This is a genomic window from Paraburkholderia sp. CNPSo 3076 (assembly GCF_026343935.1).
Taxonomy (GTDB): Bacteria; Pseudomonadota; Gammaproteobacteria; order Burkholderiales; family Burkholderiaceae; genus Paraburkholderia; species Paraburkholderia nodosa.
On sequence record NZ_JAPMAL010000027.1, the window covers coordinates 1 to 25643 of the forward strand.

The 25643-nt window shown below is 65.8% G+C and carries 22 protein-coding genes and 2 pseudogenes; 14 read left to right on the top strand and 10 right to left on the bottom strand.

What is annotated here, in order from left to right:
* Both M3A49_RS28100 and phaP read right to left on the bottom strand, forming a co-directional pair.
* A pseudogene (locus tag M3A49_RS28100) lies at positions 1 to 298 on the bottom strand (acetyl-CoA C-acetyltransferase); the annotation flags it as partial.
* Between the two features lie 144 nt (positions 299 to 442).
* On the bottom strand, positions 443 to 1018 hold the full coding sequence (gene phaP / locus M3A49_RS28105) for a TIGR01841 family phasin (RefSeq protein ID WP_266231947.1): 576 nt from the start codon (positions 1016 to 1018) through the stop codon (positions 443 to 445).
* Between the two features lie 357 nt (positions 1019 to 1375).
* Between phaP and M3A49_RS28110 the strand changes: the two genes are divergently transcribed.
* The 8 genes and pseudogenes from M3A49_RS28110 (at position 1376) to hmpA (ending at position 7655) form a co-directional block, all read left to right on the top strand.
* On the top strand, positions 1376 to 1711 hold the full coding sequence (locus M3A49_RS28110; RefSeq protein WP_416339025.1) for a YXWGXW repeat-containing protein: 336 nt from the start codon (positions 1376 to 1378) through the stop codon (positions 1709 to 1711).
* 53 nt (positions 1712 to 1764) lie between these two features.
* Positions 1765 to 2430 (top strand): RNA polymerase sigma factor, encoded by a 666-nt coding sequence (locus M3A49_RS28115; protein WP_266231948.1) that lies wholly within the window; start codon positions 1765 to 1767, stop codon positions 2428 to 2430.
* Positions 2427 to 2882: a hypothetical protein gene (locus tag M3A49_RS28120; protein WP_266231949.1), complete on the top strand. Its 456-nt coding sequence runs from the start codon at positions 2427 to 2429 to the stop codon at positions 2880 to 2882. The genes M3A49_RS28115 and M3A49_RS28120 overlap by 4 nt, the downstream gene beginning before the upstream one ends.
* A complete protein-coding gene (locus M3A49_RS28125) occupies positions 2879 to 3391 on the top strand; it encodes a periplasmic heavy metal sensor (RefSeq protein ID WP_266231950.1) in 513 nt (170 codons plus the stop codon). The genes M3A49_RS28120 and M3A49_RS28125 overlap by 4 nt, the downstream gene beginning before the upstream one ends.
* Positions 3392 to 3477: 86 nt before the next feature.
* Positions 3478 to 4929, top strand: a complete 1452-nt coding sequence (locus M3A49_RS28130) for a DUF1800 domain-containing protein (RefSeq protein WP_266231951.1) — start codon at positions 3478 to 3480, stop codon at positions 4927 to 4929.
* Positions 4930 to 4934: 5 nt separating this feature from the next.
* Positions 4935 to 6083 (top strand): DUF1501 domain-containing protein, encoded by a 1149-nt coding sequence (locus M3A49_RS28135; RefSeq protein WP_416339026.1) that lies wholly within the window; start codon positions 4935 to 4937, stop codon positions 6081 to 6083.
* 122 nt (positions 6084 to 6205) lie between these two features.
* Positions 6206 to 6421: a YXWGXW repeat-containing protein gene (locus M3A49_RS28140; RefSeq protein WP_266231952.1), complete on the top strand. Its 216-nt coding sequence runs from the start codon at positions 6206 to 6208 to the stop codon at positions 6419 to 6421.
* A gap of 84 nt (positions 6422 to 6505) precedes the next feature.
* A pseudogene (gene hmpA, locus M3A49_RS28145) lies at positions 6506 to 7655 on the top strand (NO-inducible flavohemoprotein).
* Positions 7656 to 7712: 57 nt separating this feature from the next.
* Here the strand turns inward: hmpA and M3A49_RS28150 are convergent.
* Positions 7713 to 8693, bottom strand: a complete 981-nt coding sequence (locus tag M3A49_RS28150; RefSeq protein ID WP_266231953.1) for an amidohydrolase family protein — start codon at positions 8691 to 8693, stop codon at positions 7713 to 7715.
* Positions 8694 to 8795: 102 nt separating this feature from the next.
* Positions 8796 to 10079 carry an MFS transporter gene (locus M3A49_RS28155; RefSeq protein ID WP_266232103.1) on the bottom strand — a complete coding sequence of 428 codons (1284 nt, stop codon included), beginning with the start codon at positions 10077 to 10079 and terminating at the stop codon, positions 8796 to 8798.
* Between the two features lie 151 nt (positions 10080 to 10230).
* On the opposite strand from M3A49_RS28155, the gene M3A49_RS28160 reads away from it, so the two are divergent.
* Positions 10231 to 11133: a LysR family transcriptional regulator gene (locus M3A49_RS28160; RefSeq protein WP_266231954.1), complete on the top strand. Its 903-nt coding sequence runs from the start codon at positions 10231 to 10233 to the stop codon at positions 11131 to 11133.
* A 27-nt stretch (positions 11134 to 11160) separates the two neighbouring features.
* Here the strand turns inward: M3A49_RS28160 and M3A49_RS28165 are convergent, their stop codons facing one another.
* Positions 11161 to 12033 (bottom strand): LysR substrate-binding domain-containing protein, encoded by an 873-nt coding sequence (locus tag M3A49_RS28165; RefSeq protein WP_266231955.1) that lies wholly within the window; start codon positions 12031 to 12033, stop codon positions 11161 to 11163.
* 103 nt (positions 12034 to 12136) lie between these two features.
* Between M3A49_RS28165 and M3A49_RS28170 the strand changes: the two genes are divergently transcribed.
* The 4 genes from M3A49_RS28170 to M3A49_RS28185 all read left to right on the top strand — a co-directional run bounded on the left by M3A49_RS28170 (position 12137) and on the right by M3A49_RS28185 (position 16618).
* A complete protein-coding gene (locus M3A49_RS28170; RefSeq protein ID WP_266231956.1) occupies positions 12137 to 13030 on the top strand; it encodes an HpcH/HpaI aldolase/citrate lyase family protein in 894 nt (297 codons plus the stop codon).
* Positions 13027 to 14229 (top strand): CaiB/BaiF CoA transferase family protein, encoded by a 1203-nt coding sequence (locus M3A49_RS28175; protein WP_266231957.1) that lies wholly within the window; start codon positions 13027 to 13029, stop codon positions 14227 to 14229. The genes M3A49_RS28170 and M3A49_RS28175 overlap by 4 nt, the downstream gene beginning before the upstream one ends.
* A gap of 67 nt (positions 14230 to 14296) precedes the next feature.
* On the top strand, positions 14297 to 15172 hold the full coding sequence (locus M3A49_RS28180) for an amidohydrolase family protein (RefSeq protein ID WP_266231958.1): 876 nt from the start codon (positions 14297 to 14299) through the stop codon (positions 15170 to 15172).
* 78 nt (positions 15173 to 15250) lie between these two features.
* Positions 15251 to 16618 carry a short-chain fatty acid transporter gene (locus M3A49_RS28185; protein ID WP_266231959.1) on the top strand — a complete coding sequence of 456 codons (1368 nt, stop codon included), beginning with the start codon at positions 15251 to 15253 and terminating at the stop codon, positions 16616 to 16618.
* Between the two features lie 64 nt (positions 16619 to 16682).
* Here the strand turns inward: M3A49_RS28185 and M3A49_RS28190 are convergent, their stop codons facing one another.
* The 4 genes from M3A49_RS28190 to M3A49_RS28205 form a co-directional block, all read right to left on the bottom strand.
* A complete protein-coding gene (locus M3A49_RS28190; RefSeq protein WP_266231960.1) occupies positions 16683 to 18269 on the bottom strand; it encodes a Na+/H+ antiporter in 1587 nt (528 codons plus the stop codon).
* A gap of 67 nt (positions 18270 to 18336) precedes the next feature.
* Positions 18337 to 19242 (bottom strand): LysR family transcriptional regulator, encoded by a 906-nt coding sequence (locus M3A49_RS28195; RefSeq protein ID WP_266231961.1) that lies wholly within the window; start codon positions 19240 to 19242, stop codon positions 18337 to 18339.
* Between the two features lie 92 nt (positions 19243 to 19334).
* Positions 19335 to 20102: an SDR family NAD(P)-dependent oxidoreductase gene (locus M3A49_RS28200; protein WP_266231962.1), complete on the bottom strand. Its 768-nt coding sequence runs from the start codon at positions 20100 to 20102 to the stop codon at positions 19335 to 19337.
* Between the two features lie 53 nt (positions 20103 to 20155).
* A complete protein-coding gene (locus M3A49_RS28205) occupies positions 20156 to 23686 on the bottom strand; it encodes an indolepyruvate ferredoxin oxidoreductase family protein (protein WP_266231963.1) in 3531 nt (1176 codons plus the stop codon).
* Between the two features lie 141 nt (positions 23687 to 23827).
* Here M3A49_RS28205 and M3A49_RS28210 point away from each other — a divergent pair, with 141 nt between their 5' ends.
* Positions 23828 to 24301, top strand: a complete 474-nt coding sequence (locus M3A49_RS28210; protein WP_028205874.1) for an Lrp/AsnC family transcriptional regulator — start codon at positions 23828 to 23830, stop codon at positions 24299 to 24301.
* A gap of 61 nt (positions 24302 to 24362) precedes the next feature.
* Here the strand turns inward: M3A49_RS28210 and M3A49_RS28215 are convergent, their stop codons facing one another.
* The gene (locus tag M3A49_RS28215) at positions 24363 to 25331 is read right to left on the bottom strand and encodes a DNA-binding protein (protein ID WP_266231964.1); all 969 of its coding nucleotides are present in this window, start codon (positions 25329 to 25331) and stop codon (positions 24363 to 24365) included.
* Positions 25332 to 25643: the final 312 nt, after the last annotated feature.

Here is a 25643-nt window from a genome sequence, read left to right on the forward strand (position 1 = left end):
TGGCCGCGAGCATCACCGCCTTCAGGCCCGAGCCGCACACCTTGTTGATCGTCATGGCGGGAACGGCCGTGGGCAGGCCCGCCTTGATCGATGCCTGGCGCGCCACGTTCTGGCCCGAACCGGCCGTGAGCACCTGACCCATGATCACGTCGCTCACCTGCTCGGGCGTAACGCCCGCGCGCTCGAGCGCGGCCTTGATGACGATCGCGCCCAGGTCGGGCGCCGCCACCTTCGCGAGCGAACCGCCGAATTTGCCTACTGCCGTACGTGCGGCCGATACGATCACAATGTCAGTCATGTTGAGCTCCTGCTCTGCAAATGCGCTGGAATATCGATGTCTGGGAAGCTGAACCGGCAAACGCCGCGTCCTCGTCGTTCATTCAGGGCGACGAAGACGCGTGTTGACGCGCGTTGGCGTATTGCCGGTGGGCAGGAACGCGAATCAGGCCTTGGCCGAGCTTGCCTTGGCGGCAGCCGGCTGGACCGCGACCGGCGCGGCTTCCTGGGCGGAAGCGACGACGTTCTGGAAACCGCTCTGGGCCGTTTCGATGGCCTGGCGGGTCACGCCGCGCAGCGTTTCGGCGGCATTGTTCATGGCTGCGAACGTCGAGTTCATGGCCGCGACGAAGGGCTCCGCGCCCAAGGGCGCGTTTTGCGTCAGACCTTCGGAAAAGGCCTTGAAACGCTGCTCGTGCTCGCCCGATTGCGCCTGGGCAGCTTGAATCCACTCGTTCTGGGTCGTCGTCGCGATGTCGACGAGATGGCGGCTGTACGACATAGCCTTGGCGGCCGCCTGCTGCGACGCACCAATTTGCTGCGTCAGGAACTCGGCGGGATTGCCGCTCTGGAGGGCACCTTTGAGCGTCGCTTCGCTTTCGGCGATGGCAGCCTTGCTCGCCTGGACGTTGAGATCGATCACGGCCTGCACGCCCTCGAAAACGGGCTTCGAGAGCGCAAAGAACGCTGCGACGCCGGCTTGGTAGTTCGCGCGGAATTGTTCGGGTGCGGAAACGGACATCAGATCATGCTCCTTGGTTAGTCTTACTAATTAAAGCGCCAACCCCCGATGGCTTGACTTACGGCTGCATTCCTATGTTTGAAAACGAATGTTGCATCGCCGCAGTCAATCTAGAATGTCCATTCTAAGACAGAAATTTAACAATTTTGTGGCGGTTCATATTAGGTAAAAACCCTGAGCGTAAGTCTTTCGGGTTCGGAAATTGCAGTTGTCAAGCAACTACTTTCGAGGCCGGTAAATTCGACGCTGAGCGCGAAAATTGCGTGGTGAATAAATCGTCCGCGACGGATTTTCCCCGCGGCGCCGTTTAAGTCCTTATAGGGGCTGTCGACCCCTCTGCATCAAGGGAGAGAAATCATGCTGCGTTCCTCACTTGCCGCCGCTCTGTTCGCCTCCACCGCAACGGCCGCGCTCGCACAGCCCGTGGTCGTCGCGCCGAATGAGGCGGCACAGCAGCCCATGGTCGTCGAGCCAAATGAGCCGCCACAGCAGCCCGTGGTCGTCGCGCCGACGTCGCCGCCGCCTCCGCCGCGGGAAGAAGCGCCCCCGCCGCCGCGCCAGGGCTATGTGTGGCAGTCCGGCCACTGGCGCTGGGACCGGGGCGTGTATGTGTGGGAACCCGGCCGCTGGGAAGAGGCCCGCTCGGGGTACAACTGGGTGCCGGGGCACTGGGTCGAGGATCGCCCGAACTGAAGATGGATTCCGGGCCACTGGGCATAGCGCGGCTCGAGCAGCATAAGGCCTGAATGCCCGACTTCAAACTGGGAAACGACTATGACGGCGCGGCAGCGGGTCCGCCTGCGGTTCAATCTTTGCAGACCGACAAGGCCGGGAAGGCCTTGAACGAACGCGATCCGGATGCGGAACTCGTCGCGCGTGTCGGCGCGCGTGATCCGCTTGCCGTACGCGCGCTCGTCGCGAGCAAGCTGCCGCGCCTCATCGCACTCGCCACACGCATGCTGGGCGACCACAGCGAAGCCGAAGACGTCGCTCAGGAAGCGTTCGTGCGGATCTGGAAACAGGCGCCCAGCTGGCGCACGGGCGAAGCGAAATTCGACACGTGGCTGCATCGCGTGGCGCTCAACCTGTGCTACGACCGCCTGCGCGGTCGGCGCGAAGAGACCGTAGCAGACGTGCACGCCGTGAGCGAGCCGGCCCCCGATCCCGCAGGCTCGCCCGACCAGCAGATCGAAGCGCGCACGCGCGACGAACGCGTGCGCGCCGCACTCGCGGCGCTGCCCGTGCGGCAGCGCGAAGCGCTCGTGCTCACTTACTATCAGGAGCTTTCGAACCTCGAAGCAGCCGGCCTGATGGATATTTCGGTGGACGCGCTCGAAAGCCTGCTGGCGCGCGCCCGGCGCACCTTGCGCGCACTACTGGCCGGCGAAGCTGCCGGTAAGGACTCCGTATGACACCCGAACGATTCCACACGCTCGTCGCGGCTTATGGCGCCGACCCGCAGCGCTGGCCGCAGCACGAGCGCGAAGACGCGCTCGAATGGGCGCGTGCGCATCGCGTCGAAGCCAACGCGGCGCTCGACGAAGCCATGGCGCTCGACAGCTGGCTCTCCCGCGACATGGTTGCGCCGCCCCCTCGCGCGCTCTTCGAGCAGATCGTTGCGGGCGCACCGGTGAAGCCAGTTGCCGCCGCGAAGCGCCGCAGCTTCTGGTGGTCCGGCGCGGCATTCGCGGGCGTGGGCCTCGCGGGCGCGCTTGCGGGCGCGCTGACGATATCGTTTGTCGTCCTCGGCGGCGCGACGCCCGCAGCCCCGCATGAGACGTATCTCAGCACGAGCTTTGGGGGGACCAGTTCGGACTGGGGCGAATCGAACCTCAACCCCGGCGCCGAAGGGAGTGACGAATGAACGGCTGCTCATGGAAAACGCTGCTCGTCGGCTCGGTACTCCTGAACGTTTTTCTGCTCGGCGCGATTGCAGGCGGTGCGTGGCGCTGGTTCGCCGTACGCGGCGAGCCGCAGGCGCAAGCGACGCAGCGCGTGGCGTTGCGCTTCGCCACCGAAGAGCTTTCGCCGGAACGCCAGCAGCAGTTCGCCCAGGCGCTCAAGTCCTCGCGGCGCGAAGGCCACCAGTACGCGCGCGACGGACGCGACGGCCGGCGCGAGGTGCTCGACCTGCTCGCCGCGCCGCAACTCGACCGCAACGCCATCGACGCCGCGCTCAAGCGCACGCGCACGGCCGACAGCGCATTGCGCGCGCAAATCGAAAGCGGCGTGGTCGATTTCGCGGCCACGCTCACGCCCGATGAACGCGTGAAGTTCGTCGAAGGGCTCGAGAAACGCGGCCAGTGGCGGCTGCCGGCGCAGCCGCAAAAGCAACCGCAGAAAGCCGTCAGTGAGGCGAGCGGCGCACCGTGAATAAATTGGCGGACCAGCGACGGATAGCGTGAGCGACGAGCGTTTAACGGGAATACGCAACGCTCCAACGAGCACAAGGACCGCGCATGGAAAGCCTTTCGAATGCCCGCGCCGGCGCGATCGCCATGAACCGCTTCGGCCTCGGCGCGCGCGCCCACGAGACGCCGCCCGCCAACCCCCAAGGCTGGCTGCTCGGCCAGTTCGAGGCATACGAACCGCTGCCGTCCGCATGGCGCAACGAGCCCGGCGCGCTGGCACTCGCCGCGCGCTTCGGGGCGGAGCGCCAGCAAGGCATGGCGGGCGACGCGGCTGCGAGCGCGGCTTCGGAGACGAACGCACAAGAAAACACACAACAAGCCGCACGCCGCGCGGTCAACCAGGCGATCCGCCGCGAGAGCGTGGGCATCTACCGCAGCGCGGTCAACGCGCGCCTCACGAGCGCCTTGCAGACCGACACGCCTTTCGTCGAGCGCCTCGTGCACTTCTGGTCGAACCACTTCGCCGTATCGGTGGACAAGGCGCTGATTGCGGGCATGGCGGGCGCATTCGAAATGGAAGCGATACGGCCACACGTGCTCGGCAATTTCGCCGACATGCTGGTCGCCGTCGAGCAGCACCCTGCCATGCAGCTCTTTCTCGATCAGACGCGCTCCGTGGGTCCGGACAGTCGCGCCGCCCTGCGCGCCGATCAGCGCGACCCCGCGCACAGGCGCGGCCTGAACGAGAACCTCGCACGCGAGATCATGGAGCTGCACACGCTCGGCGTGCGCACTGGCTACACCCAGGACGACGTGACCGAATTCGCGCGCGCTCTCACGGGCTGGAGTGTGGCGGGCGTGCGCGGGCCGCAGCCTGGGAACGCCGCGCCAGGTAGCTTCGTGTTTCGCCCCGCGCTGCACGAGCCGGGTACGCGCACCGTGATGGGCAAGCGCTACGATCAACCGGGCGAGCAGCAGGCGCTCGCCATCCTGAACGACCTCGCGCACGCGAGCGCCACGAGCCGCCATATCGCGCTCCAGCTCGCGCGCCACTTCGTCGCCGACAATCCGCCGCCCGCGCTGACCGAGCGTCTCGCGCTCGCGTTCGAGCAAAGCGGCGGCGATCTGACCACCGTGTACCGCGCGCTCGTTGAAGCGCCGCAAGCGTGGGCGCCCATCGATGCGAAGTTCAAGACGCCGTGGGAATGGACCGTTTCGTCGATGCGAGGCCTCGGCTGGCGCGAACCCGGCGACGCGGGCGACATCAATGCCGCGCCGCTGCTCACGCAACTCGGCCAGCCAGTGTGGCGGCCGGGCTCGCCCGCCGGTTACGACGACATCGCCGCCAGCTGGGCCGCGCCCGACGCGCTCGTGCGCCGCGTGGAAGTCGCCCAGCGCTTCTCGGCGCGCGTGGGCGACCGGCTCGACCCACGCACGCTCGGCAACACGCTCATGGGCGCCACGCTCAGCGCGCCCACGGCCACCGCAGTCGCGCATGCCGAAAGCGCGTCCACCGCGATCGCCTTGCTGCTCGTCTCGCCCGATTTCCTGAGGAGATAACCGCCATGGTTTCCCGCCGCCATTTCCTGCGCGTAGCCGCCGCCGGCGCGGGCGCGATGCTCGTCGCGCCCCGGATCGTGTTCGCCAGCGTCGAAACCGAGCGCCGCTTCGTGTTCGTGATCCAGCGCGGCGCGGCCGACGGGCTCAACATCGTCGTGCCCTATGCGGAGCCGGCCTACGCTACGCTGCGCGGCCCGCTCGCCATCGACATCGACAAGGCTACTAAACTCGACGGCACGTTCGCGCTGCATCCGTCGCTCGTCCAGATAGCGCAGATGTATGGCGAGAAACAGGCGCTTTTCGTGCATGCGATCGCTTCGCCGTATCGCGACCGCTCCCACTTCGACGGTCAGAACGTGCTGGAAACAGGTGGTCGCGCGCCCTACCAGGTCAAGGACGGCTGGCTCAACCGGCTCGTCGCCATGCTGCCTGCCTCGCGCGAAAACGCCATTGCGCTCGCGCCTACCGTGCCGCTCGCACTGCGCGGCACGGTGCAGGTGAGTTCGTACGCGCCCTCCGCGCTGCCGAGCGCGTCCGACGATCTGCTCACGCGCGTTTCCGCGCTCTACGAAGCCGATCCGCAACTGCGCGCGCTCTGGACTTCGGCGATGAACGCGCGTGGGCTTGCGGGCGACGCCAGCGCGCGCCAGGACCCCGCGAGCGTCGGCAAGCTTGCGGCGAGCTTCCTCTCGCGCCCCGATGGCCCGCGCATCGCCATGATCGAAACCGGCGGATGGGACACGCACAGCGCGCAGAACGCGCGGCTCGCGAATCAGCTGAAAGCGCTCGACACGATGCTCGCCGCGCTGCGCGACGGACTCGGCCCCGCGTGGGACAAGACCACGGTACTCGTCGCGACCGAGTTCGGCCGCACGGCCGCGGCGAACGGCACGGGCGGCACCGACCACGGGCAGGCTTCGGTGGCGATGCTCGCGGGCGGCGCCGTGGCGGGGGGACGCATACAGGCCGACTGGCCGGGGCTGCGCAGCACGGATCTCTACGAGTCGCGCGACCTCAAGCCCACGGCCTCACTCGACGCATTGATCGCGGGCGCGGCCGCGGAGAGCCTCGGACTCGATCCGCTGCGCACGGCATCGACGCTATTCGGCGATGCAGGCACAAAAAATGCGACCACGGGTTTGATAAGGGCATGAACGGTGAGGAACAGACAAACACCGAAGCGGGCCGCTTTGCGTGGACCCGGATGCCGCCACGCGACGAGACCAGCCAGCCATTCGGACAACCAAATAATTTCAGTCAGTGGAGGACACCCGTCATGAAAATAAAACTATTGCACCCCGTGACCCTGGTCGCCTGCGCCGCCCTGCTTTCCGCGTGTATTGTGGAACCGGCCCACCCACCGGAACCGTCGCCGCGCGTCGAGACGCCGCCGCCCGCACCCGCCCAGGGCTATGCCTGGGCCAAGGGACATTACCGCTGGGAAGGCAACCAGTGGGTGTGGATTCCGGGGCATTGGGTGCAGGGGTACTGAGTCATATTTCTGCGGCGGTCAGATCGCATCGAGCGGATAGATCGGCCGCCGCATCTTCCTGAATTCGAGCTTGCCTCCTCATTACTGTTCTTCAAGGACATCGTGAAGGCGACCGCGCCCGTGCTCGCCGACCACGGTTACGCCATCATCAAGCGTTTTTACGCGCGGCTCTTCGAAGCCCACCCTGAACTGAAGAATGTGTTCAACATGGCGCATCAGGAACAGGGGCAGCAACAGCAGGCGCTCGCGCGTGCCGTTCTGTGCGTACGCGGAAAACATCGAAGACCCTTCGAGCCTCGCGGCCGCGCTCAAGAACATTGCAAACAAGCACGCGAGCCTCGGCGTGCTGCCCGAGCACTACCCTATCGTTGGCGAACATCTGCTAGGCGCGATCAAGGACGTGCTCGGCGACGCGGCCACCGAGGACATCATCTCCGCATGGGCGCAGGCCTACGGCAATCTCGCCGACGTGCTCATGGGCATGGAAAGCGAACTCTATGAAGGTTCCGGCGACAAGCTGGGCGGCTGGACCGGCTGGCGCAAGTTCGTCGTGCGCGAGAAGCGGCCCGAAAGCAGCATCATCACCTCATTCGTACTCGAGCCGACCGATGGCGGCCCGGTCGCGAACTTCGAGCCTGGCCAGTCCATCAGCATCGGCGTGACCGTGCCGGCGCTCGGCTTGCAGCAGATCCGGCAATACAGTCTTTCCGACATGCCCAATGGCCGGACCTATCGCATTTCCGTGAAGCGCGAGGCCGGCGGCCCGCAGCCGGCCGGTTATGTTTCGAACCTGCTGCACGATCACGTAAACGTGGGCGACGAGGTGAAACTGGCCGCGCCTTATGGCAACTTCCATATCGACGTGAACGCGCATACGCCTATCGTGCTCATCAGCGGCGGCGTGGGCCTCACGCCGATGATCAGCATGCTCAAGCGTGCGCTTCAGGATCCGGACCGCAAAGTGGTGTTCGTGCACGGCGCGAACGCCAACTTCCACCTCGTGATTTTCTACAACGAGCCGCTGCCCGGCGATGGGCAAGGCCGCGATTACGATTACGCGGGGTTCGTCGAAATCGGGCAGATCAAGCAGGCGATTCTGCAACCGGACGCCGACTACTCTATTTGCGGCCCGATTCCCTTCATGCGCATGCAGCACGATGCGCTAAAGAATTTCGGCGTTCACGAAGCCCGGATTCACTACGAAGTCTTCGGACCGGATCTTTTCGCGGAATAGGCTCGAACTTCAGGTCGACAGGCGCGGCCCACACGCCGCGCCTGTCGTCTCCAACGCTCAGAAACCAAACACTCTCAGCGCGTTGCTGCCGCGCACCGCATCGCTTTGCGCCTTCGGCAGGCGCGCGGTATTGGCAATCGCACCGCGCGTGTCATGCACCTGGTGCGGCCAGTCCGTGCCGAACATGACCTGGTCCACGCCCACCACCGAGATCAGGAACTCGAGCGAGGCCGGGCTATACGTGATGCAGTCGTAATAGATGTGGCGCAGGTAGTCGATCGGCTTGCGCTTCATCTGGCGGCGCTGCGGAATTTCCACTTCGTCGCCCTTGGCGAAGCGGCCTGCGAGATACGGCAGCGCTCCACCCGCATGCGAGGCAATGATCTTGAGGTTCGGATACTGGTCGAAGAAGCCTTCGAAGATCATGCGCGTGACGGCGAGCGTCGTATCGAACATGAAGCCCACCGACCAGCTCAGGTCGAACTTCGTCATGTCCATTTGATCGACGCCCGGGGGATCGGTGGGATGCACGAGCACCGGCAGCGAGCGCCGGTCGATCTCGGCCCAGACCGGCGCGAACATCGGGTCCGTGAGGCTGCGGCCCGCCACGTTGGCGAGCACCATCACGCCGCTCGCGCCGTTGGCGCAGGCGCGCTCCAGTTCCTGCACCGCGCGTTGCGGATACTCCCACGGCAGCGAAGCGAACCAGCGGATACGCTCGGGGTGCGCGGCCTGGCCCTCGGCAATCGTGTCGTTGGTCTCGCGCGCGGCCTGGCAGCTCGTTTCCTCGTCGCCCCAGAAGACGTTCGGGCACGTCAGCGAAACGACCGAGACGTCGATGCCCGCTTCGTTCATGTGCTCGATGCGCAGGTCGAAATCGAAATGGCCCTTCTGCGGAATCACGACCGGCGTATTGCCGCGAAACACTTCCTGCTGCCCGTCGGGCCGCGTTTGAATGTTGTAGGCGCCGCCGCGCTGCTTGAGCAGTTCGAGCCACTTGTGCGTGAAGATATGGGTATGGACGTCGATGACGGGCATGCTGGTGTCTCCTGTTCGAGATGTGCCGAGGGAATGGCCGACGCTTCGTCATCCTTATCGTGTGGTTTGAACCGTCGGCGTGCCGGGGTTGCGCCGCTCCGCTCAAATGGACGAAGGCGCGGAAAGGTCGTTCAAATGCGGTTCGTCACGCTTGAGCATGAATGCGCCAACGAGACCCAGCGCGAAGAACACCGCGCAGAAGTGGGCAGGCGCCATGTTGTTGCCCGTGGTATGCAGCAGCCACGTCAGCACGAACGGCGAGAACCCGCCGAAAATCGCCGCGCCGATGTTGTACGAAATCGCCAGGCCCGTGGAGCGCACTTCGGTGGGAAAGAGCGCGGCGAGAGCCGTGGGAATCGGACTGTTCGAAGCGCCGATCAGCAGCGCAAACAGCAGTTCCACCGTCATGATCGACACGATGGAAGGCGCGCTTACGATCCAGTAATAGGCCGGATACAGCACGACGAGAAAGACGATGAGCGAGCAGCAGATCATGCGGTTGCCGCCCACGCGGTCCGCCAGATGGCCGAACAGCGGAATCGTGACCACGCGCAGCAGCACGCTGGCGAGCAGCACGGTAAAGGGCAGCGTCACCGGCATGTGCAGGTTCTGCACCGAATAAATCGGCAGGTAGGTGATGATCACGTACGCCATGACATTGAGCGCGGCGCTCAGCGCCGTCGCCACGAAAAGCTCGCGCGGGTATTGCGACACCACGCGGCTGAACGGCGCCTTCACGCGCTTGTCGATCTGCTCGAACGCCTCGGTCTCGGGCAGGCTGCGGCGGATATAGAAGCCCACCGGACCAATGAGCAGACCAAAGAGGAAAGGAATGCGCCATGCCCAGGATTCGAGCGCGTGCGGCGTGAACAGGTGCGTGAGCGCGCTGCCCATTGCCACGGCCAGCAGCGCACCCAGCGCCTGGGCGAACATTTGCCAGCTGCCGTAGAGATTGCGCCGCCCTTTGGGCGCGTACTCGATCAGCATGGCCGTGGCCGTGCCGAACTCGCCGCCCGCCGAAATACCCTGCAGCAGACGGGCGCACAAGACGATTGTGGGCGCAACGAGTCCGATCTGCTGAAAACCGGGCGTAAAGGCGACCATCGCGGCCGCCAGCGTCATCAAGGCGATGACGAGCGTGAGGCCCGCCTTGCGGCCCTTGCGATCGGCGTACATGCCGAGCAGCACGCCGCCGAGCGGCCGCACCACGAAGCCCGCGCCGAAAGTGGCCGTGGTCAGCATGAGCGCCGCGTATTCGCTGTCGCCGGGAAAGAACTGCCTCGCGATGATGATAGAGAGAAACCCGAATACGACGAAGTCGTACCACTCCAGCACGTTTCCGAGCGTCGACGCCACGGCGCCGCGCCAGCGAATGCGCGTATCCATTGCTCTCACGACTGTCTCCTGCGGCCGGCTCGCGGCTGGCCTGCTTTTATCGGATCGTTTTCGGCTTCACTCGAATCTGCCGCAATGCAATGTAAGGCACTATAGTCATGAAGACAATCGAACAAAATCAATGGCTCCATAAAGTTACTTTATGCAACCGACTATCAAACAACTGCGGGCGTTCGCGCTCGTCTGCCGCTTCGGCGTGCTCACGCGTGCCGCCGACGAGATGTTCATCACGCAGCCCGCCGTGAGCGTACTGATCCGGCAGATGGAGGAAGCGCTCGGCATGCGCCTGTTCGACCGCACGTCGCGCTCGCTGCGGCCCACGGTGGCGGCGCGCGAAATCCTGCCTACCGTCGAGCGCATGCTGCGCGACCTCGAATCGATCCAGTCGAGCGTGAAGGAGTTGGCCGGACGCGAGCGCGGGCAGTTGCGTTTCGCCGCCACGCCTTCCATCGCGGCGGCCATCGTGCCGCGGCTCGTGGCCGAATATCGCGCGCTGTATCCGAACATCGAAGTGTCGATCGACGACGCCGCGCCCGACCGGCTCACGGCGTCCACGCTGACCGGCGACGTGGAATTCAGCATCGGCACGATCAGCGACAAACCCGAAGGCATTACGTTGCAATGTCTCGCGCGTGACAGGCTCTGCGCGATCTGCCGCAAGGACTCGCCGCTCGCGAAAAAACGCCGTGTAACGTGGGCCGATGCGCTCGGCTACCCGTGGATCGGCGTGAAGCCGGGCAGCGGCATTCGCGGCCTGATCGACGAGACGCTCTTCGCGTTAGGTGAGCGCAAGGCCGTTGAATATGAGGTGTCCTATATGACAACGGGGCTTTCGATGACGGAGGCGGGACTCGGCATTGCGGTCTTTCCTGGCATGCTGCTCGGTGCGTTTCCGCACCGCGATCTTGTCGCACGGAAGCTCGAAGCGCCCGTCGTCACGCGCGACGTCAATCTGATCCGGCGCGCCGAGCATTCGCTTTCGCCCGCGGCGGAGTCGTTCATCGAACTTTGGTACAAGCGCATCGGCAAGCCGGCGGGCGTTTGAAGCCCGCGCGACCGTATCACCCCATCATCACCTGCGCAGCGCCTCTCCGGAACATTCGATCATCCCCCGTATCACGCGGCTGCGCGCGGAAGCGCGCGACCACAGAATGCCGAAACGACGCGGCTCGGCTTCCTCGGGTAGTGGCAGGCGTGCGAGCCGCAAGCCTTTCGTAAGCGGCGTGCCGATATCGGGCACGAGCGAGACGCCAAGGCCGCGATCCACCATCAGCGCAATCGCCATCAGCGAGTTCAGTTCGAACAGCTCGCGCGGTGCGATCTTCGCGCGGCGCAAATACTGGTCGGCCTGCTTGCCGCCGCCCAGCGCGCGGTCGTACCGAATGAACGGCTCGCGGCGCAGCAGGTCGTGCGGATCCGCGCGCCCGAACCTGGCAGGCGCGAGCACGACGATGGGCTCCTCGCGCAACAGGTGCCAGTCGTACGTTTTCGGCAGCGCGAAGGCGGGATGCAGGCAAATGGCCACGTCCACCTCGCCGCGCTGCAAGGCCTCGAAGAGTTCCGTCGAGGTACCTGCGCGTATCAGCAGCTTGACCTGCGGGAAAGCGGCGGCGAAGCGCGCCAGCACATCGGGCAGCACGCTCAGCAGCGCCGACGTGATGGTCCCCACGCGCAGCTCGCCGCCCATTTCCTGCTCCTGCGCCAGCGCTTTCAACTCGTCGAAACCGCGCACGAGCGAGCGGGCGCGTTCCACCACGCGCTGGCCCGCCTCCGTGGGAATGACGGTGCGCCCTGCACGCATGACGAGCGCCACGCCCAGCTCGCGCTCCAGCGCCTGGATTTGCTGCGCGATCGCGGCGGGCGTCACGCCCACGCGCCGCGCGGCCTCCGCCATGGAGCCGCTCTCCACGACCAGCAGCAGGTTGCTCAGGAACCCGGTGTCCATAAACGTAGTTTCTCTATGGTTTAAAGATAGATTCGCATAGTTTATCTAAATCGTTGCCGATCGTAGACTGCCCTTCAGTGGTGATCCCTATGGAACGCATGGAATGAGAAGCAAGTTGTTCGTGCCGGCATCGCGCCCGGAGCTGTTCGAAAAGGCGTTCGCGAGCGCCGCGGACGCGTTGTCGTTCGACCTGGAAGACTCGGTTGCCCCTGCGCGTAAACCCGAAGCGCGCGAGGCACTGCGCACGCTGCTGGTGTCGGCCGCCGTGCGCGAACGCGGCAAGGTGCTGATCGTGCGCGTGAACGCGCTCGACACACCGTGGTTCGCCGACGATATCGCCGCCATGGTTCAACCCGGCCTCGACTACGTGAATCTGCCGAAACCCGAATCCGCCGACGGCGTGCGCGCCGCCGCTGCCGCGATCGAGCGCGCGGAGCGCGCCAATGGCGTAAGCCGCCCCGTGAAGCTGCTGCTCAACGTCGAGTCGCCGCGCGCACTGCGTGAAGCGGCAACGCTCGCCGCCGCGCATGCCCGCGTCGCGGGCCTCCAACTGGGTCTTGGCGACCTGTTCGAGCCGCTCGGCATCGCCCGGCGCGACCCGGCGGCCATTCAGCAAGCCATGTTCAGCCTGCGGCTCGCGGCCGGCGAAGCGGGCGTATTCGCGTACGATTCGGCTTTCGCCAATATCAAGGATGCCGAAGGGTTTCGCGCGGAAGCCGAACTGGCCCGGGCGCTAGGCTTTCTTGGCAAGAGTTGCATTCACCCGAGCCAGATCGCCCTCGCGAACGACGTGTTCCGCCCCTCCGACGAAGAAATCGCCCACGCGCTGCGCGTGGTGCAAGCCGCGCGCAACGCCGAACGCGACGGCGTAGGCGCTTATGTCGTAGACGGCAAGATGATCGACGCGCCTTTCGTCGAGCGCGCCCGCGCGCTCGTGGCAAGCGCCGAGCGCCTTGGACTCGTTGCGTCTGCAACGTCGAGCGAGGTGCGCCAGTGAACCAGCCTCCCGAAACGAATGCAGCGCCGCGCGGCCCGCTCGTGGGCGTGCGCGTGCTCGACCTGAGCGCCTATATCGCGGGCCCGTATGGCTGCACGCTGCTCGCCGATCAGGGCGCGGACGTCATCAAGATCGAGCCGCCCACAGGCGACAACCTGCGCAAGTACCCTTCCACGCTACAAGCCGAAAGCCGCGCCTTTCTCGGTGTCAACCGCGGCAAGCGCGGGCTCGTACTCGACCTGAAGCAACCCTGCGCGCAGGAGGTGCTGCTGCGTCTCGTCAAACAGGCCGACGTCCTCGTGCACAACTTTCGACCCGGCGTGCCCGCACGGCTCGGTATTGCCTGGGAACAGCTGCGCGAGGTGAACCCGCGGCTCATCTACTGCGCGGTCACCGGCTACGGCGACCAGGGCCCGAACAAGGACAAGGCCGGCTACGACCAGGTGCTGCAGACCATGACGGGCATGTGCGCGCTGCAGGGCAAGGAAGGCGGGCCGCCCGAGATTCTCTATGGCTCGGTGGTCGACTACTACGCCGCCGCACTGGTCGCAGCGGGGGTATCCTCCGCGCTGTTCGAGCGCGAGCGCAGCGGCGCAGGCCAGTACGTGGGCGTCTCGCTGCTGCGCAGCGCGCTCACCATGCAATCGGCGCGCATGATCTGGGCCGACGACGAACCGAAGGACGTTGGACGCGACATGCGCTCGGGCGGCATCACCGGCATTCATCCCACGCGCGAAGGCTGGCTCTACATCTCCGCGAACACGCCGCATTTCTGGCAGGCGCTCTGCGAAAAAACCGGGCTCGCTGCACTCGCGCAGAACGAGCGTTACGATTCGGTGCGCAAACGTGCGGAGCATCGCGACGAGATCGTGCCGCAATTGCACGCCGCGTTGCAGGCTCGCAGCGCGCTCGAATGGGAAGCGCACTTTGGCGAGGCGGTGCCCTGCGCGGCCGCGCGTACGGTCGAAGACATGTTCGACGATCCACAGGTGCTCGAGGAGGAGATGGTCACGCGCTACGACTATCCTGGCGTGGGCGCGTATCGCGGCTTTCGCGAGCCGATTCGCTTCGGTGCGACGCCTGCACCGGACCCGATCGCTGCGCCCGCCTTTGGCGAGCATTCCGATGCGGTGCTGCGCGAGGCCGGCTGGAGCGATGCGGATATCGAACGATTGAGAAACGAGCACGCCGTGCTCTGAACACAAAAGGCTGCATCCGCGCGCATCCATGCCAAATGGCGCGCGCGGCAAACAAGGAGACAGCGCGATGGACCGTGAGCAGCATGTCCATACCCTCGACGCCCCCAAGGCGGCCATACAGGCGCCTGCCTTCGCGTGCGATTCGCACATCCACATTTACGATCGCCGCTTCACGGCCTCGCCCGGCAATGGTGCGCATATCGTCGATCGCGCGACGGTCGGAGACTATCGACGCGTTCAGGAACGCACCGGCACGCAGCGCACCGTCATCGTCACGCCGCGCCCCTATGGCACCGACAACTGCGTGACGCTCGATGCGATTCGCCAGCTGGGCATCGACAACGCCCGCGGCGTAGCCGTCCTGCGCCCCGAGGTGAGCGACGCCGAACTCGACATGCTCGATCGCGGCGGCATACGCGGCATCCGCTTCACGTTGTACACGCCGCATCAAGCGGTCGTGACCTTCGACATGGTCGAGCCGCTCGCGCGTCGCATAGCGGAACTCGGCTGGCACGTGCAACTGCACTGGACCGCCGACCAGATCGTCGAGCACGACACTTTGCTCACCCGGCTGCCCTGCAAGATGGTGTTCGACCATCTCGCGCGCCTGCCCTTGCCCGCGGGCACCTCGCATCCCGCGTATGGCGTGGTGCGCCGCCTCGCGGCTTCGGGGCGCGTGTGGGTCAAACTCTCGGGCGCCTACCTCGATTCGCAGGTGGGCCTCGCGGGCGGTTATGCCGACCTCGCCGAGACCGCGCGCGCATGGGCCGCACTGCTGCCGGAGCGCACCGTGTGGGGCAGCGACTGGCCGCATGTGACGGAGACGCACAAGCCCGACACCGCCGCGATCTTCGATCTGCTCGCCACGTGGGTCGACGACGAAGCGGCACGCAAGCGGATTCTCGTCGACAACCCCGCCGAACTCTACGGCTTCGCCCGATGAACTAGCGCCGCCGGGCCCCCGATACAAACAGCCGCGCGCCAGGTACGCGCGGCCACTTTCAGCACCAGGAGACGATACGTGAAGTCCACCGCCACCGCCGCACCCGTACGCAAGACACGCTTTACCGACGCGACGATCAACCTGTTCGAGCGCACCATTCCCGACCCGTTCGTGCTCGCGATTCTGATCACCGCGGTCGTGGCCGCGCTCTCGGCGATGTTCGCCCCGCATGCGACGCTCAACACGCTCGTGGTCGGGTGGTACAAGGGATTCTTCAATATCCTCACGTTCGCCTTCCAGATCACGCTCGTCCTCGTCACGGGTCACGCATTCGCGCACGCCGCGCCCGTGCAGCGCGTGTTCAAGGCCCTCGTGGGCATTGCCCGTACGCCGGTACAGGCCGCGGCGCTCACCTTCGTGCTCGTGGCCGTGGCCTCGTTCTTCAACTGGGGCCTCGGCCTCGTGGTTAGCGCGCTGCTCGCGCGCGAAGTGGCCAAGCGCATGCGCGTGGACTTCGCATGGATCGTCGCGGCGGGCTTTTCGGGCTGGGTGGTGTGGGCGAGCGGCATTTCCAGCTCCATCGCGCTCGCACAATCCACGCCGGGCAGCGCGATGAACGTCGTGCAAAAGCTCACAGGAAAAGTGCTGCCGTTCAACGACACCGTGTTCACGGCGTTCAACCTCGTGCCCGTGGTCGTGATGCTCATCGCCACGCCCATCGTGCTCGCGCTCCTCAAGCCGCGCGATGAAGACGCCGTCGTGCTCGACATCGAAAAGAACCCCGACCCGGAACCGCGCAAACGCCCCGAAGGCAAACTGAGCTTCGCGAAGTGGCTCGAATACTCGTGGATCGGCAGCGCGTTCATCGGCGTAGTGGGCGTGACGTTCCTCGTGCTCGCGCACATCGAGCACATCGAAGCGTTTTCTGGCGTGAACGCGGTGATCTTCGTGATGTTCATCGCGGGCGTGATCCTGCACGGCTACCCGCTCGCTTACGCGGATGCGGTCAAGAACGCCGCCAAACAAACCGGCTCGATGATGTTGCAATACCCGCTCTATGGCGGCGTGATGGGCATGATGGATGCCACGGGCCTGCCCGACGTGATTTCGCACTTCTTCATCGTGATCTCGAACACGCACACGCTGCCGTTCTGGAGCTATGTGTGCTCGCTCATCGTCACGTTCTTCATTCCGAGCGGCGGCGGCCACTGGGCCGTGCAGGGTCCGTTCGTCGTGCCCGCGGCGATCGCGCTGCATGCTTCGATGCCTGCAACCACCATGGCCGTCGCCATGGGCGAGCAGGTCTCCAACATGATGCAGCCGTTCTGGGCCGCACCCGTAGTCGCGATGGCCGGCATTGGCGTGCAGCGCGTGCTCGGCTTCACGGTCATGACGTTCCTGCTCGGCACCGTGGTGTTCGGCGCGGCGCTGCTGCTGCTCGTTTGATCGGCATTCTTTCCTCGAGTCTGCGCCGCTCGCTGTTCACACTTGAGTCACGAAAGGGTAACGTTCAGCCCCTCCCGTGGCGCGCCGAAAGCTCCTCCAGATCGAGATCGCGTTCGAGCACGCGCAATAGTTCGTCGTGGATCAGGCCGGCGCGGTGCAGCTTCAACAGCTCCGCGCGTCCGGCTTCCACGGCGGCCAGCACGACGTCGTAGTGCGAGGTGCGCATTTCCTGCGGATAGCTCTCGGCGTTTGAAAAATTGCGCGTCAGGTTCGCACGATACGTGTATTGCTCCAGCAGCCGCGGGTGGATCACGCTGCCGTCCGGTCCATGGACGAGCGGCGTGATCGCCGCCAGCTGTGCAGCTTCGAGGCGGGCCCACGCCTGAGGCTCGTTGAGGTAGGGTTCCTCACCTTCCAGATCGTTCGCAGGTCTGACTAGTTTGATGAGCGGCCCGATGGTCGTGCCTTGTAGCAGCACTGTGAAAAGAATGACGGCAAACGCGGCAAAGAGGATGAGGTCGCGGCCCGGCATCGCCTCCGGCAGCGCAAGCGCAATGGCCAGCGTGACCACGCCGCGCATGCCGGCCCAGCTAACCACCGTCGCACCGCGAAAGTCCGGCGCGCTCACGCGGCGCGGCACGATCCGGTGCAGCGCGGTCCTCACGATCTCGATTCCATACGTCCACACGCAGCGCGCGACGACAACGGCGAGCACCACAGCCATCGCAGCGGGACCGAGCAGCGCGACGGCATTGCCCGTCCCACCGAGGCGCAGCATGACCCCGCGCAGCGAGAGGCCGATCAGCACGAACACCAGCGCCTCGAGCACGAAGACCATGACCTGCCAGAACGCGGTGCCGCGGCTGCGCACCGTGGCCGAAAAGACTTCGTGCTGATGCCAGCCTAGCTGCATGCCGCACGTGACCGTGGCGATCACGCTCGAAACGCCCAGCATGTCTCCCGCGATATAGGCAATCCAGCCTGCGAGCACGGAGGCGGTGATGATCAGATACTCATCTTCGAGCTGCCGCAGCAGACAAACCACGACATAGCCCACGACCGCGCCGACGACAATGCCGCCAAGCGCGAGCCCGACGAAACTGAGCGCCGCATTCGGCTCGCTGAATACGCCCGTCAATGCGGCAGCGACGGCGAAGCGAAACAGCACGAGACCGGCGGCGTCGTTGAGCAGACTCTCGCCTTCGAGCAGCACCATCAGGCGGCGCGGCAGCGCGAGCCGTTCGAGCACGGCTTTCGCGGCGACCGCATCGGGCGGCGATACCACCGCGCCCAGTGCGAAACACGCGGCCCACGGCAGCGACGGAACGGCCCAATGCGCGACCACGCCCACCGCCCACGTCGTGAATGCAACCGCGCCAATGGCGAAGAGCAGGATGGGTGCGAGGTGACGCTTGAAGTCGGACCAGACAAAGGAGTAGGCGCCGTCCATCAGCAAGGGAGGCAGAAACACGATGAGAACGAGGTCCGGGTCGATCACGACAGGCGGCAGGCCGGGCGCAAAGGCCATGGCGGCGCCGCCTACCAGCAGCGCGGCAGCGGGCGGCAGGCGCAGGCGTTTGGCGAGCAGCTCGAGCGCGATGATGGCGATGAGCGAAAGGAGCACGAGCTTGAACGCCGACACGGCCGACATGACGCTTCCTTGTTTTTACCCAGTGCGGATATCGAGGGAATTCGAATTGGGGGGCGCGGCCGCCCCCTCAATTCCCGCAAGCATGAATTAAGAACTGCTGCATCGCTCTGGCCGGATCGCTGAGCACCGCACCAGGATGCCACAACATGCCCGCTTCCATCTGCGGAATGGCATCCTCGATGGCGCAAGCATCGATGCGCTTGCCCTCCAGCGACCACGGCCTGAATACCATATCCGAGAGAATCGTCACGCCAAAGCCATGCGCCACGAGCCCGCGCAGCGCCTCCATCGAACTCGTGCGAAACGCGATATTCGGCGCAACGCGGCGCTTTTTCCAGTAGCGCAGCGTCGAGGCCTCGCCCTCGTCCACCGTGAGCTGGATATAGGGGTAACGCGCGATGTCGCGCAGCGTGACGGTGCCCATCTGCGCGAGCGGATGCGTCGGCGCGGCCCACAATTGCCGTCGCGAACGCATCAGCAGGTGGTGGCCGAAGCGCGCGCGCCGCTCCACGTTGGAAAGCAACGCCACGCCGAGATCCACCTCGCCCGCGAGCACCGCCCCCTCGATGGCCGGCCGGTCCAGATCGTGCAGATCGATCTCGATCTCGGGATAGGTCGCGCGAAAGCGCGCGAGCAATTCCGGCAGGAAATAGCCGAGCAGCGTATAGGAAGCGGCCATGCGCACCGTACCGCGCAGGCTGTGCGCGCGAAACGGCGCCTTGTGCAGCGCGTCGCGCACCGACTCCAGCACGTGGCGCGCGTGATTGAGGAAGTCCTGCCCGTCAGGCGTCAGTTCCACGCCCTGGGGCAAGCGCACGAAAAGCCGCGTGCCGAGCGCCTCCTCGAGCGCGAGCACCGCATTGGTGATCGCCGACTGCGAGACATGCTCGGCCGCCGCCGCCATCGAAAACTGCCCGTTCTGCGCCGCCGCCACGAAGTAGCGGAACTGCCGCAAAGTCACGTCCTTGGCCATGTGCTTTTCGAATATCGTGAGTCGATGGTTCCGATTCTACGATACGTGGTCTTGAACGTCCCCGCGGCGGTCGGCCCTACCCAGAACGGGTATCAGCGCGGTGCCATGCGCAACGCGCCGTCGAGCCGGATCACCTCGCCGTTCAGATAGCGGTTGCCGACGATATGCTCGACGAGCGCCGCGAACTCCGCGGGCTGGCCAAGACGCTGCGGAAACGGCACGCCCGCGCCGAGCGCCTGCTGCACTTCGGCGGGCATGGCGAGCAGCATCGGCGTTTCGAAGATACCAGGCGCGACGGTCACCACGCGAATGCCGTTGCGCGCCAGTTCGCGCGCCGCCGGCAGCGTGAGCGAAACGACGCCGCCCTTCGAAGCCGCATAGGCAGACTGCCCGATCTGGCCATCGTACGCGGCCACCGAGGCTGTATTGACGATCACGCCGCGCTCGCCGCCGGCGTCGGGCGCATTGGTCGCCATCGCCACGGCGGCGAGGCGCATCACGTTGAAAGTGCCGATGAGGTTGACGCTCACGACCTTGGCGAACAGATCGAGCGAATGCGCCCCCTCTTTTCCGACGATGCGCTGCGCCGGTGCGATCCCCGCGCAGTTGACCACGCCATGCAGCGCACCGAAGCGCTGCGTGACGAGGGCGATCGCTGCCTCGACGCTTGCCGCCAGCGTCACATCCACCTCGACGGCCAGTGCATGCTCGCCGCCGAGCGCCGCCTCGTCACGCGCACGGGCCACGTCGATATCGCCAAACACAACATTCGCGCCGCGTTCGAGCAGATGACGGCCTACCGCCGCGCCGAGTCCTGAACCACCGCCCGTGATGAAAAACGTCTTGTCCTGCACAGCCATTTGAGTCTTCTCCGGTAGTTATCCGTTAGTTATCCGTTAGTTATCCGATCTTTTCAAACCGCCTCGCCTGCGATTTCCGCGCGATACCGCTCGCGCACGCCGCGCGAACGCTCGTAATTGCGCTCCTTGACGATACCGAAGCCTCGCACCACACCCGGCACGCCGAGCAGGCCGACGGCTGCCGCAAGCGTCTGCTGCGTAAGCCTGCCGAGCACGAGGCGCACGTCGTCTTCGAATTCGCCGATCATCGCGCGCTCGATCACGCGGTCGCGCTGCCGCGCGAACGGATCGAGCGGCGTGCCGCGCAGCGCCTTGCCGTGCTTGAGCACGCGCAGCAACGGCTCGGCCCACACGCCGCGCAGCGCGATCTTGTTGCGGCGTCCCGTTTGCGTATCGCGGCGTGTGAGAAGCGGCGGCGCCATGTGGAAAGTCTTCTTGCCCGCCGTGCCATCGAACAAACCGGACAGGTACGCGCCGAAGCCACCATCCGTATGCAGGCGCGCAACTTCGTACTCGTCCTTGTAGGCCAGCACCTTGAAGTAATGGCGCGCTGCCGCTTGCGCGAGCGCGCCGCTCGCCCCTTCGATTCCGCGCTCCGCCTGCGCGACGGTTTCGACCAGCGCGCGATAGCGCGCCGCATAGGCGGCGTTCTGGTACTGCGTGAGATCGCGCTCGCGCTCGGCCACGAAGCGTGCGAGATCGAACGGCGTGTCCGCGGCCGCAACCTCCGCTCCCGTCACGCGTTCGAGCGCGCGAGCGTCCTGCGCGATCAAACGTCCCCACAGGAACGCGCGTTCGTTCATCTTCACGGCCGCGCCATTGAGACCGATTGCGCGCAGGATCGATGCTTCGGAAAGCGGCACGAGGCCCGACTGATACGCGTAGCCCACCATCATCATGTTAGAGGCGATGGCGTCGCCGAAAATCGCTTCCGCAGCCGCCGTGCAGTCCCAGAACACCGCGCCGTCCGCGCCCATCGCGCTCTCTATCGCCGCCTGATGGACGGCCTTGCTCACGGGCAGATCGCCGTCGCGCACGAAGTCGGCGGTCGCATTGATGCGCTCGTTCACGATGGCGCGCGCGCCGCTGGCCGGCAGGCGCGAGAGCGCGCCCGACGATGCCGCCACCACGGCGTCGCAGCCCAGCAGCACGTTGGCCGCATGCGCGCCGATACGCGAGGTGGTGATGAGCCCGCGGCTCTGCGCGATCTGCACGTGGCTCAACACCGCGCCGTTCTTCTGCGCGAGGCCGGTGAAGTCGAGCGTCGAGGCGCCGCGCCCTTCGAGGTGCGCGGCCAGGGCGAGGATCGCGCCGATCGTCACGACGCCCGTGCCGCCCACACCCGTCACGACCATGCGCAGATGTTGCTCGAGCGCCTGCGGCACGCGCGCGGAGGGCGCGAGCGTGGCGCGCAGTTCAGCTTCGATGCGCTGAATGCGCGCGGCGTCCGGGCGCTTCGGCTCCATGCCCTCCACCGTCACGAAGCTCGGGCAAAAGCCCTTCACGCACGAGGTGTCCTTGTTGCAACTCGATTGATTGATGGCCCGCTTGCGGCCCAGCTCCGTTTCGAGCGGCTCGATCGCGATGCAGTTCGACTGCACGGAACAGTCGCCACAGCCCTCGCACACGGCCGGATTGATCACCACACGCGTGGGCGGATCGATCAGCTTGCCGCGCTTGCGGCGGCGGCGCTTTTCGGCGGCGCAGGTCTGGTCGTAGACGATCACCGAAACGCCCTTCTGCTCGCGCAGGCGGCGTTGCAGCGCGTCGAGCGCGTCGCGGTGCAAGAGCGTCACGCCCGCAGGCAACACCAGCGAGCCCGCGTACTGCTCAGGCCGGTCGGTCACCACGACGACTTCGCTCACGCCTTCGGCCTGGACCTGCGCCACCACGCGATGCACGGTCAGGCCGCCCTCGGCGGGCTGGCCACCGGTCATCGCCACCGCGTCGTTGAAGAGAATCTTGTAGGTGACGTTCGCGCGCGCCGCCACGGCCTGGCGGATCGCCAGGCTGCCCGAGTGCTGATAGGTGCCGTCGCCGAGATTCACGAACAGATGCGGCATGTCCGTGAAGGTCGACATGCCGACCCACTGCACGCCTTCGCCGCCCATCTGGCAAAACGTCGCCGTGTTGCCGGCCTCGCCGAGCGCCATGATGTGGCAGCCGATGCCGGCCGCGGCATGCGAGCCTTCGGGCAGACGCGTCGACGTATTGTGCGGGCAGCCCGCGCAGAAGAATGGCTTGCGGGTGAGCGGCTCGCCTTGAGGCACTGGCGCGAGCGCAATCACGCGCTGCGCGCCCAAACGCGCATGAGTCGCACCGGTAGCGACGAGTGGCACATCGATCTCGGCGTGCCGGAAAAACCGCTGCAGCGCGTGCGCAAGCTGCTCGGGCGCAAACTCCATCGCGGCGGGCAGCAGCGGCTCGCGCTCGCCAAGCGTCTTGCCGTGCACGGACGGCCGCTCGTCGGCGCGCACGTTGAAGAGCGCCTCCTTGATCTGCCGCTCCACGAACGAGCGCTTTTCCTCCACGACGAAAAGCGCCTGCATGCCGCGCGCAAACGCCTTGAGCCCTTCCGTTTCGAGCGGCCAGATCATGCCGACCTTATAAAGCCCGATACCGAGCTGTTCGAGGCGCTCGGGCGTGAGGCCCAGCGCCTCGAACGCGGCCAGCACGTCCGCATGCGCCTTGCCTACCGTCACGATGCCCACGCGCGCCTGCGCGGGCCGCAGCAACGCGCGGTCGAGCGGATTCGCGCGCATGAAGGCGAGCGCGGCGGGCAGGCGCTCTTCGAGCACGCGGCGCTCCAGTTCGGCGCGCTCCGCCGGCCAGCGCAATTGCGGGTCGTAGTTGAAGCCGCGCTGCGCCGGCATCGCGATGTCTTCGGGCAAACGCAACGGCGCGCTGCGGCCCACGCGCATCGAGCGGCCGCTTTCCACCGTCTCCGTAATCGCCTTGAAGCCGACCCACAGTCCGCTGAAACGCGAAAGCGCATAGCCCGTGAGCCCGTACTCGATGTACTCCGCAACCGACGCCGGAAAGAGAATCGGCATCATCGCGCCTTCGAAGACGTGGTCCGTCTGGTGCGGAAACATCGACGACTGCGCCGCGTGGTCGTCGCCGGCCACCGCCAGCACGCCGCCGTGGCGCGCGGTGCCGAGCATGTTCGCGTTGCGGAATACGTCGCCGGTACGGTCCACGCCCGGCCCCTTGCCGTACCACATCGAGTACACGCCTTCGACACGTTTGCCCGGAAACGCGTCGAGTTGCTGCGCGCCCCACAGCATGGTCGCGCCGAGGTCTTCGTTCAGGCCCGGCTCGAAGCGCACGTCGAAGTCCGCGAGCAGCGCCTTCTGGCGCCACAGTTCCTGATCGAATCCGCCGAGCGGCGAGCCGCGATAGCCGGAGACGAGACCCGCCGTTTTCAGCCCCGCAAGCCGGTCCGCGCGCGCCTGTTCGATCAGGATGCGCACGAGCGCCTGGGTGCCGGTGAGAAAGACCGCGCCGTCCTCGCGCAGGTAGCGGTCTTCGAGACGATAGTCCGTATCGATCTGGCGGTCGGTCTCGACGGCTCGCATGTTCATGGTTATCTCCGCTGTTCGACTTGTGGGTATTAGCGGATTCTAGGTAGCCAATAGCGGCGATTCGTGCCAAACTGAGCCACAGAATTATCGCAAGTTAGCAACAATCGCCCCAAATTCACCTTTTTCAGGGAAAGCTGGCCAATGAAATTCGACCGCGTGGATGTGGCCATCCTGCACGCCCTGCAGCGCGACGCGCACGTGAAGTCCGCCGACCTCGCGGAATCGCTCGGGCTTTCGCTCTCGCCGTTCTACCGGCGCATCCGTATGCTCGAAGAGCGCGGCGTCATCACGCAGTACGTCACGCTGCTCGATCAGGAGAAGGCGGGCTTTCCTGTCAACGCGTATGTGTCGGTGGCGATCGAGAAGAAGAACGAGACGCGGCTAGCCGCGTTCGAGCGCGCGATCTCGAACTGCGACGAAGTGATGGAGTGCTATTTGATGACGGGCGCGTTCGACTACATGCTGCGCGTGGTGGCGAGCGATATTGCGGGCATCGAGCGTTTCGTCATGACGCGCCTCACCAAGATCGAGGGCGTGCGTGACATTCACACTTCCGTGGCGCTGCGCCGCGTGGAGTACAAAACCGAGCTGCCGGTGCGCGTGCGCGACGCGTGACACGCGGCCAACGCCGGGGCTCAGTCAGGATGTCGAAGGAATCAACGCGTAGCCAAAGCCTTCACGCCTTTTGCCCCGTCTTGCGCGCCGCCCGCAACGGCTTCACGGCGGCCGCAGCGGCGCCCTTCTCCTGAGCGGCCTGCGGCTCGCGCACCTGAACTTCGCGGGTCGAACGCAGCGCGTCCAGGCGGCCTTCGAGCGTGCCCACCTGGTGGCGCAAATCGCCCAGTTGCGTCTGCAATGCCTGAATTTCCGCGCGCGCACTTTCCTCCGTGCGCGCTGCGCGCTGCGTGGCGGCTTCGGCGTCGCGCTGCAAACGCGCGTTCGCCGTGTGCTCGCGCTCGATTTCGAGCTGGGCGCGCTTCTCCGCTGCCTGCCAGCGCGTTTCCGCGAGTTCGGCGCTTGCGCGCAGCTTGTCGCGTTCGGCCGCAAAGTCGGCGCGCGCCTGGGTGAGCGCCGTGCCGCGTTCGCGGCTCACCTCGCGCTCGCGCGCCAGTTCCGCTTCGAGTGCGCCGCGCGTGGCAACCGCGCCGGCTTGCGCCTGTTCCAGCTCCTGAATGCGCACCTGCGCCGTGAGCAGCGCAGCGGTGCGCTGTTCGAGCGCCACCTCCGTGTGCGCGAGGTCCGCGCGCACGGCGGCGGTTGCGCCTTCCGCGGCGCGGCGCGCCTCCTCCACTTCCAGCCGCAGCGCTTCGAGCGACGCCTGCGCGGCCGCCGTGGCGCGCGTCCAGAGCGCACCCATGAGTTCGCCGGCGGCCCCCTGCAGTTCCTCGGGCAAATCGGCGTGCTCGATACGCACGCGGCTCTTCTCGCGCAGGGTGGCCCAGAACTCCGAAAGGACTGCCGTAGGCGTGCTCATGCTGCCGCGGCGCACGAGCTGATAGAGGCGGTTGGCCGTGGGCGTGATGCCGTAACGGAAGAACATCAGCGCGCACACTTCGCGATACAGTTCGCGCGTCTTGGGAAACTCGGCCTTGAGCCGCTCGATCTCGGCGGCAAGGCGTACTTCGTCGGAGGCGACGTCGGTCATGGGGCGGTGCGGGGCGGGAATGCGTCGATATTACAACGTAAAGCGTACGATTCCTACCGTCACGCATGCAGCCCGCGCGTGCGTGAAAATTATAGAATCCATGCAGTGCGCTTGCTAAACTGTTAAAGCGAATCCAGACGCGACAATAATCTGAATTAATTGCACGCTTTTTTTATCAAGCTGCATAATTTAGGTTATCTAATGAATCTGCGAGGCTCGGTGGCTGCCTGGGCACGTTCCGGACGGTCACAAAGCGCTCGCCGCCCGGTCCCTCGCGGACCGGCCAGAGGCGGCCCCCGCCGCCCTTTGCGA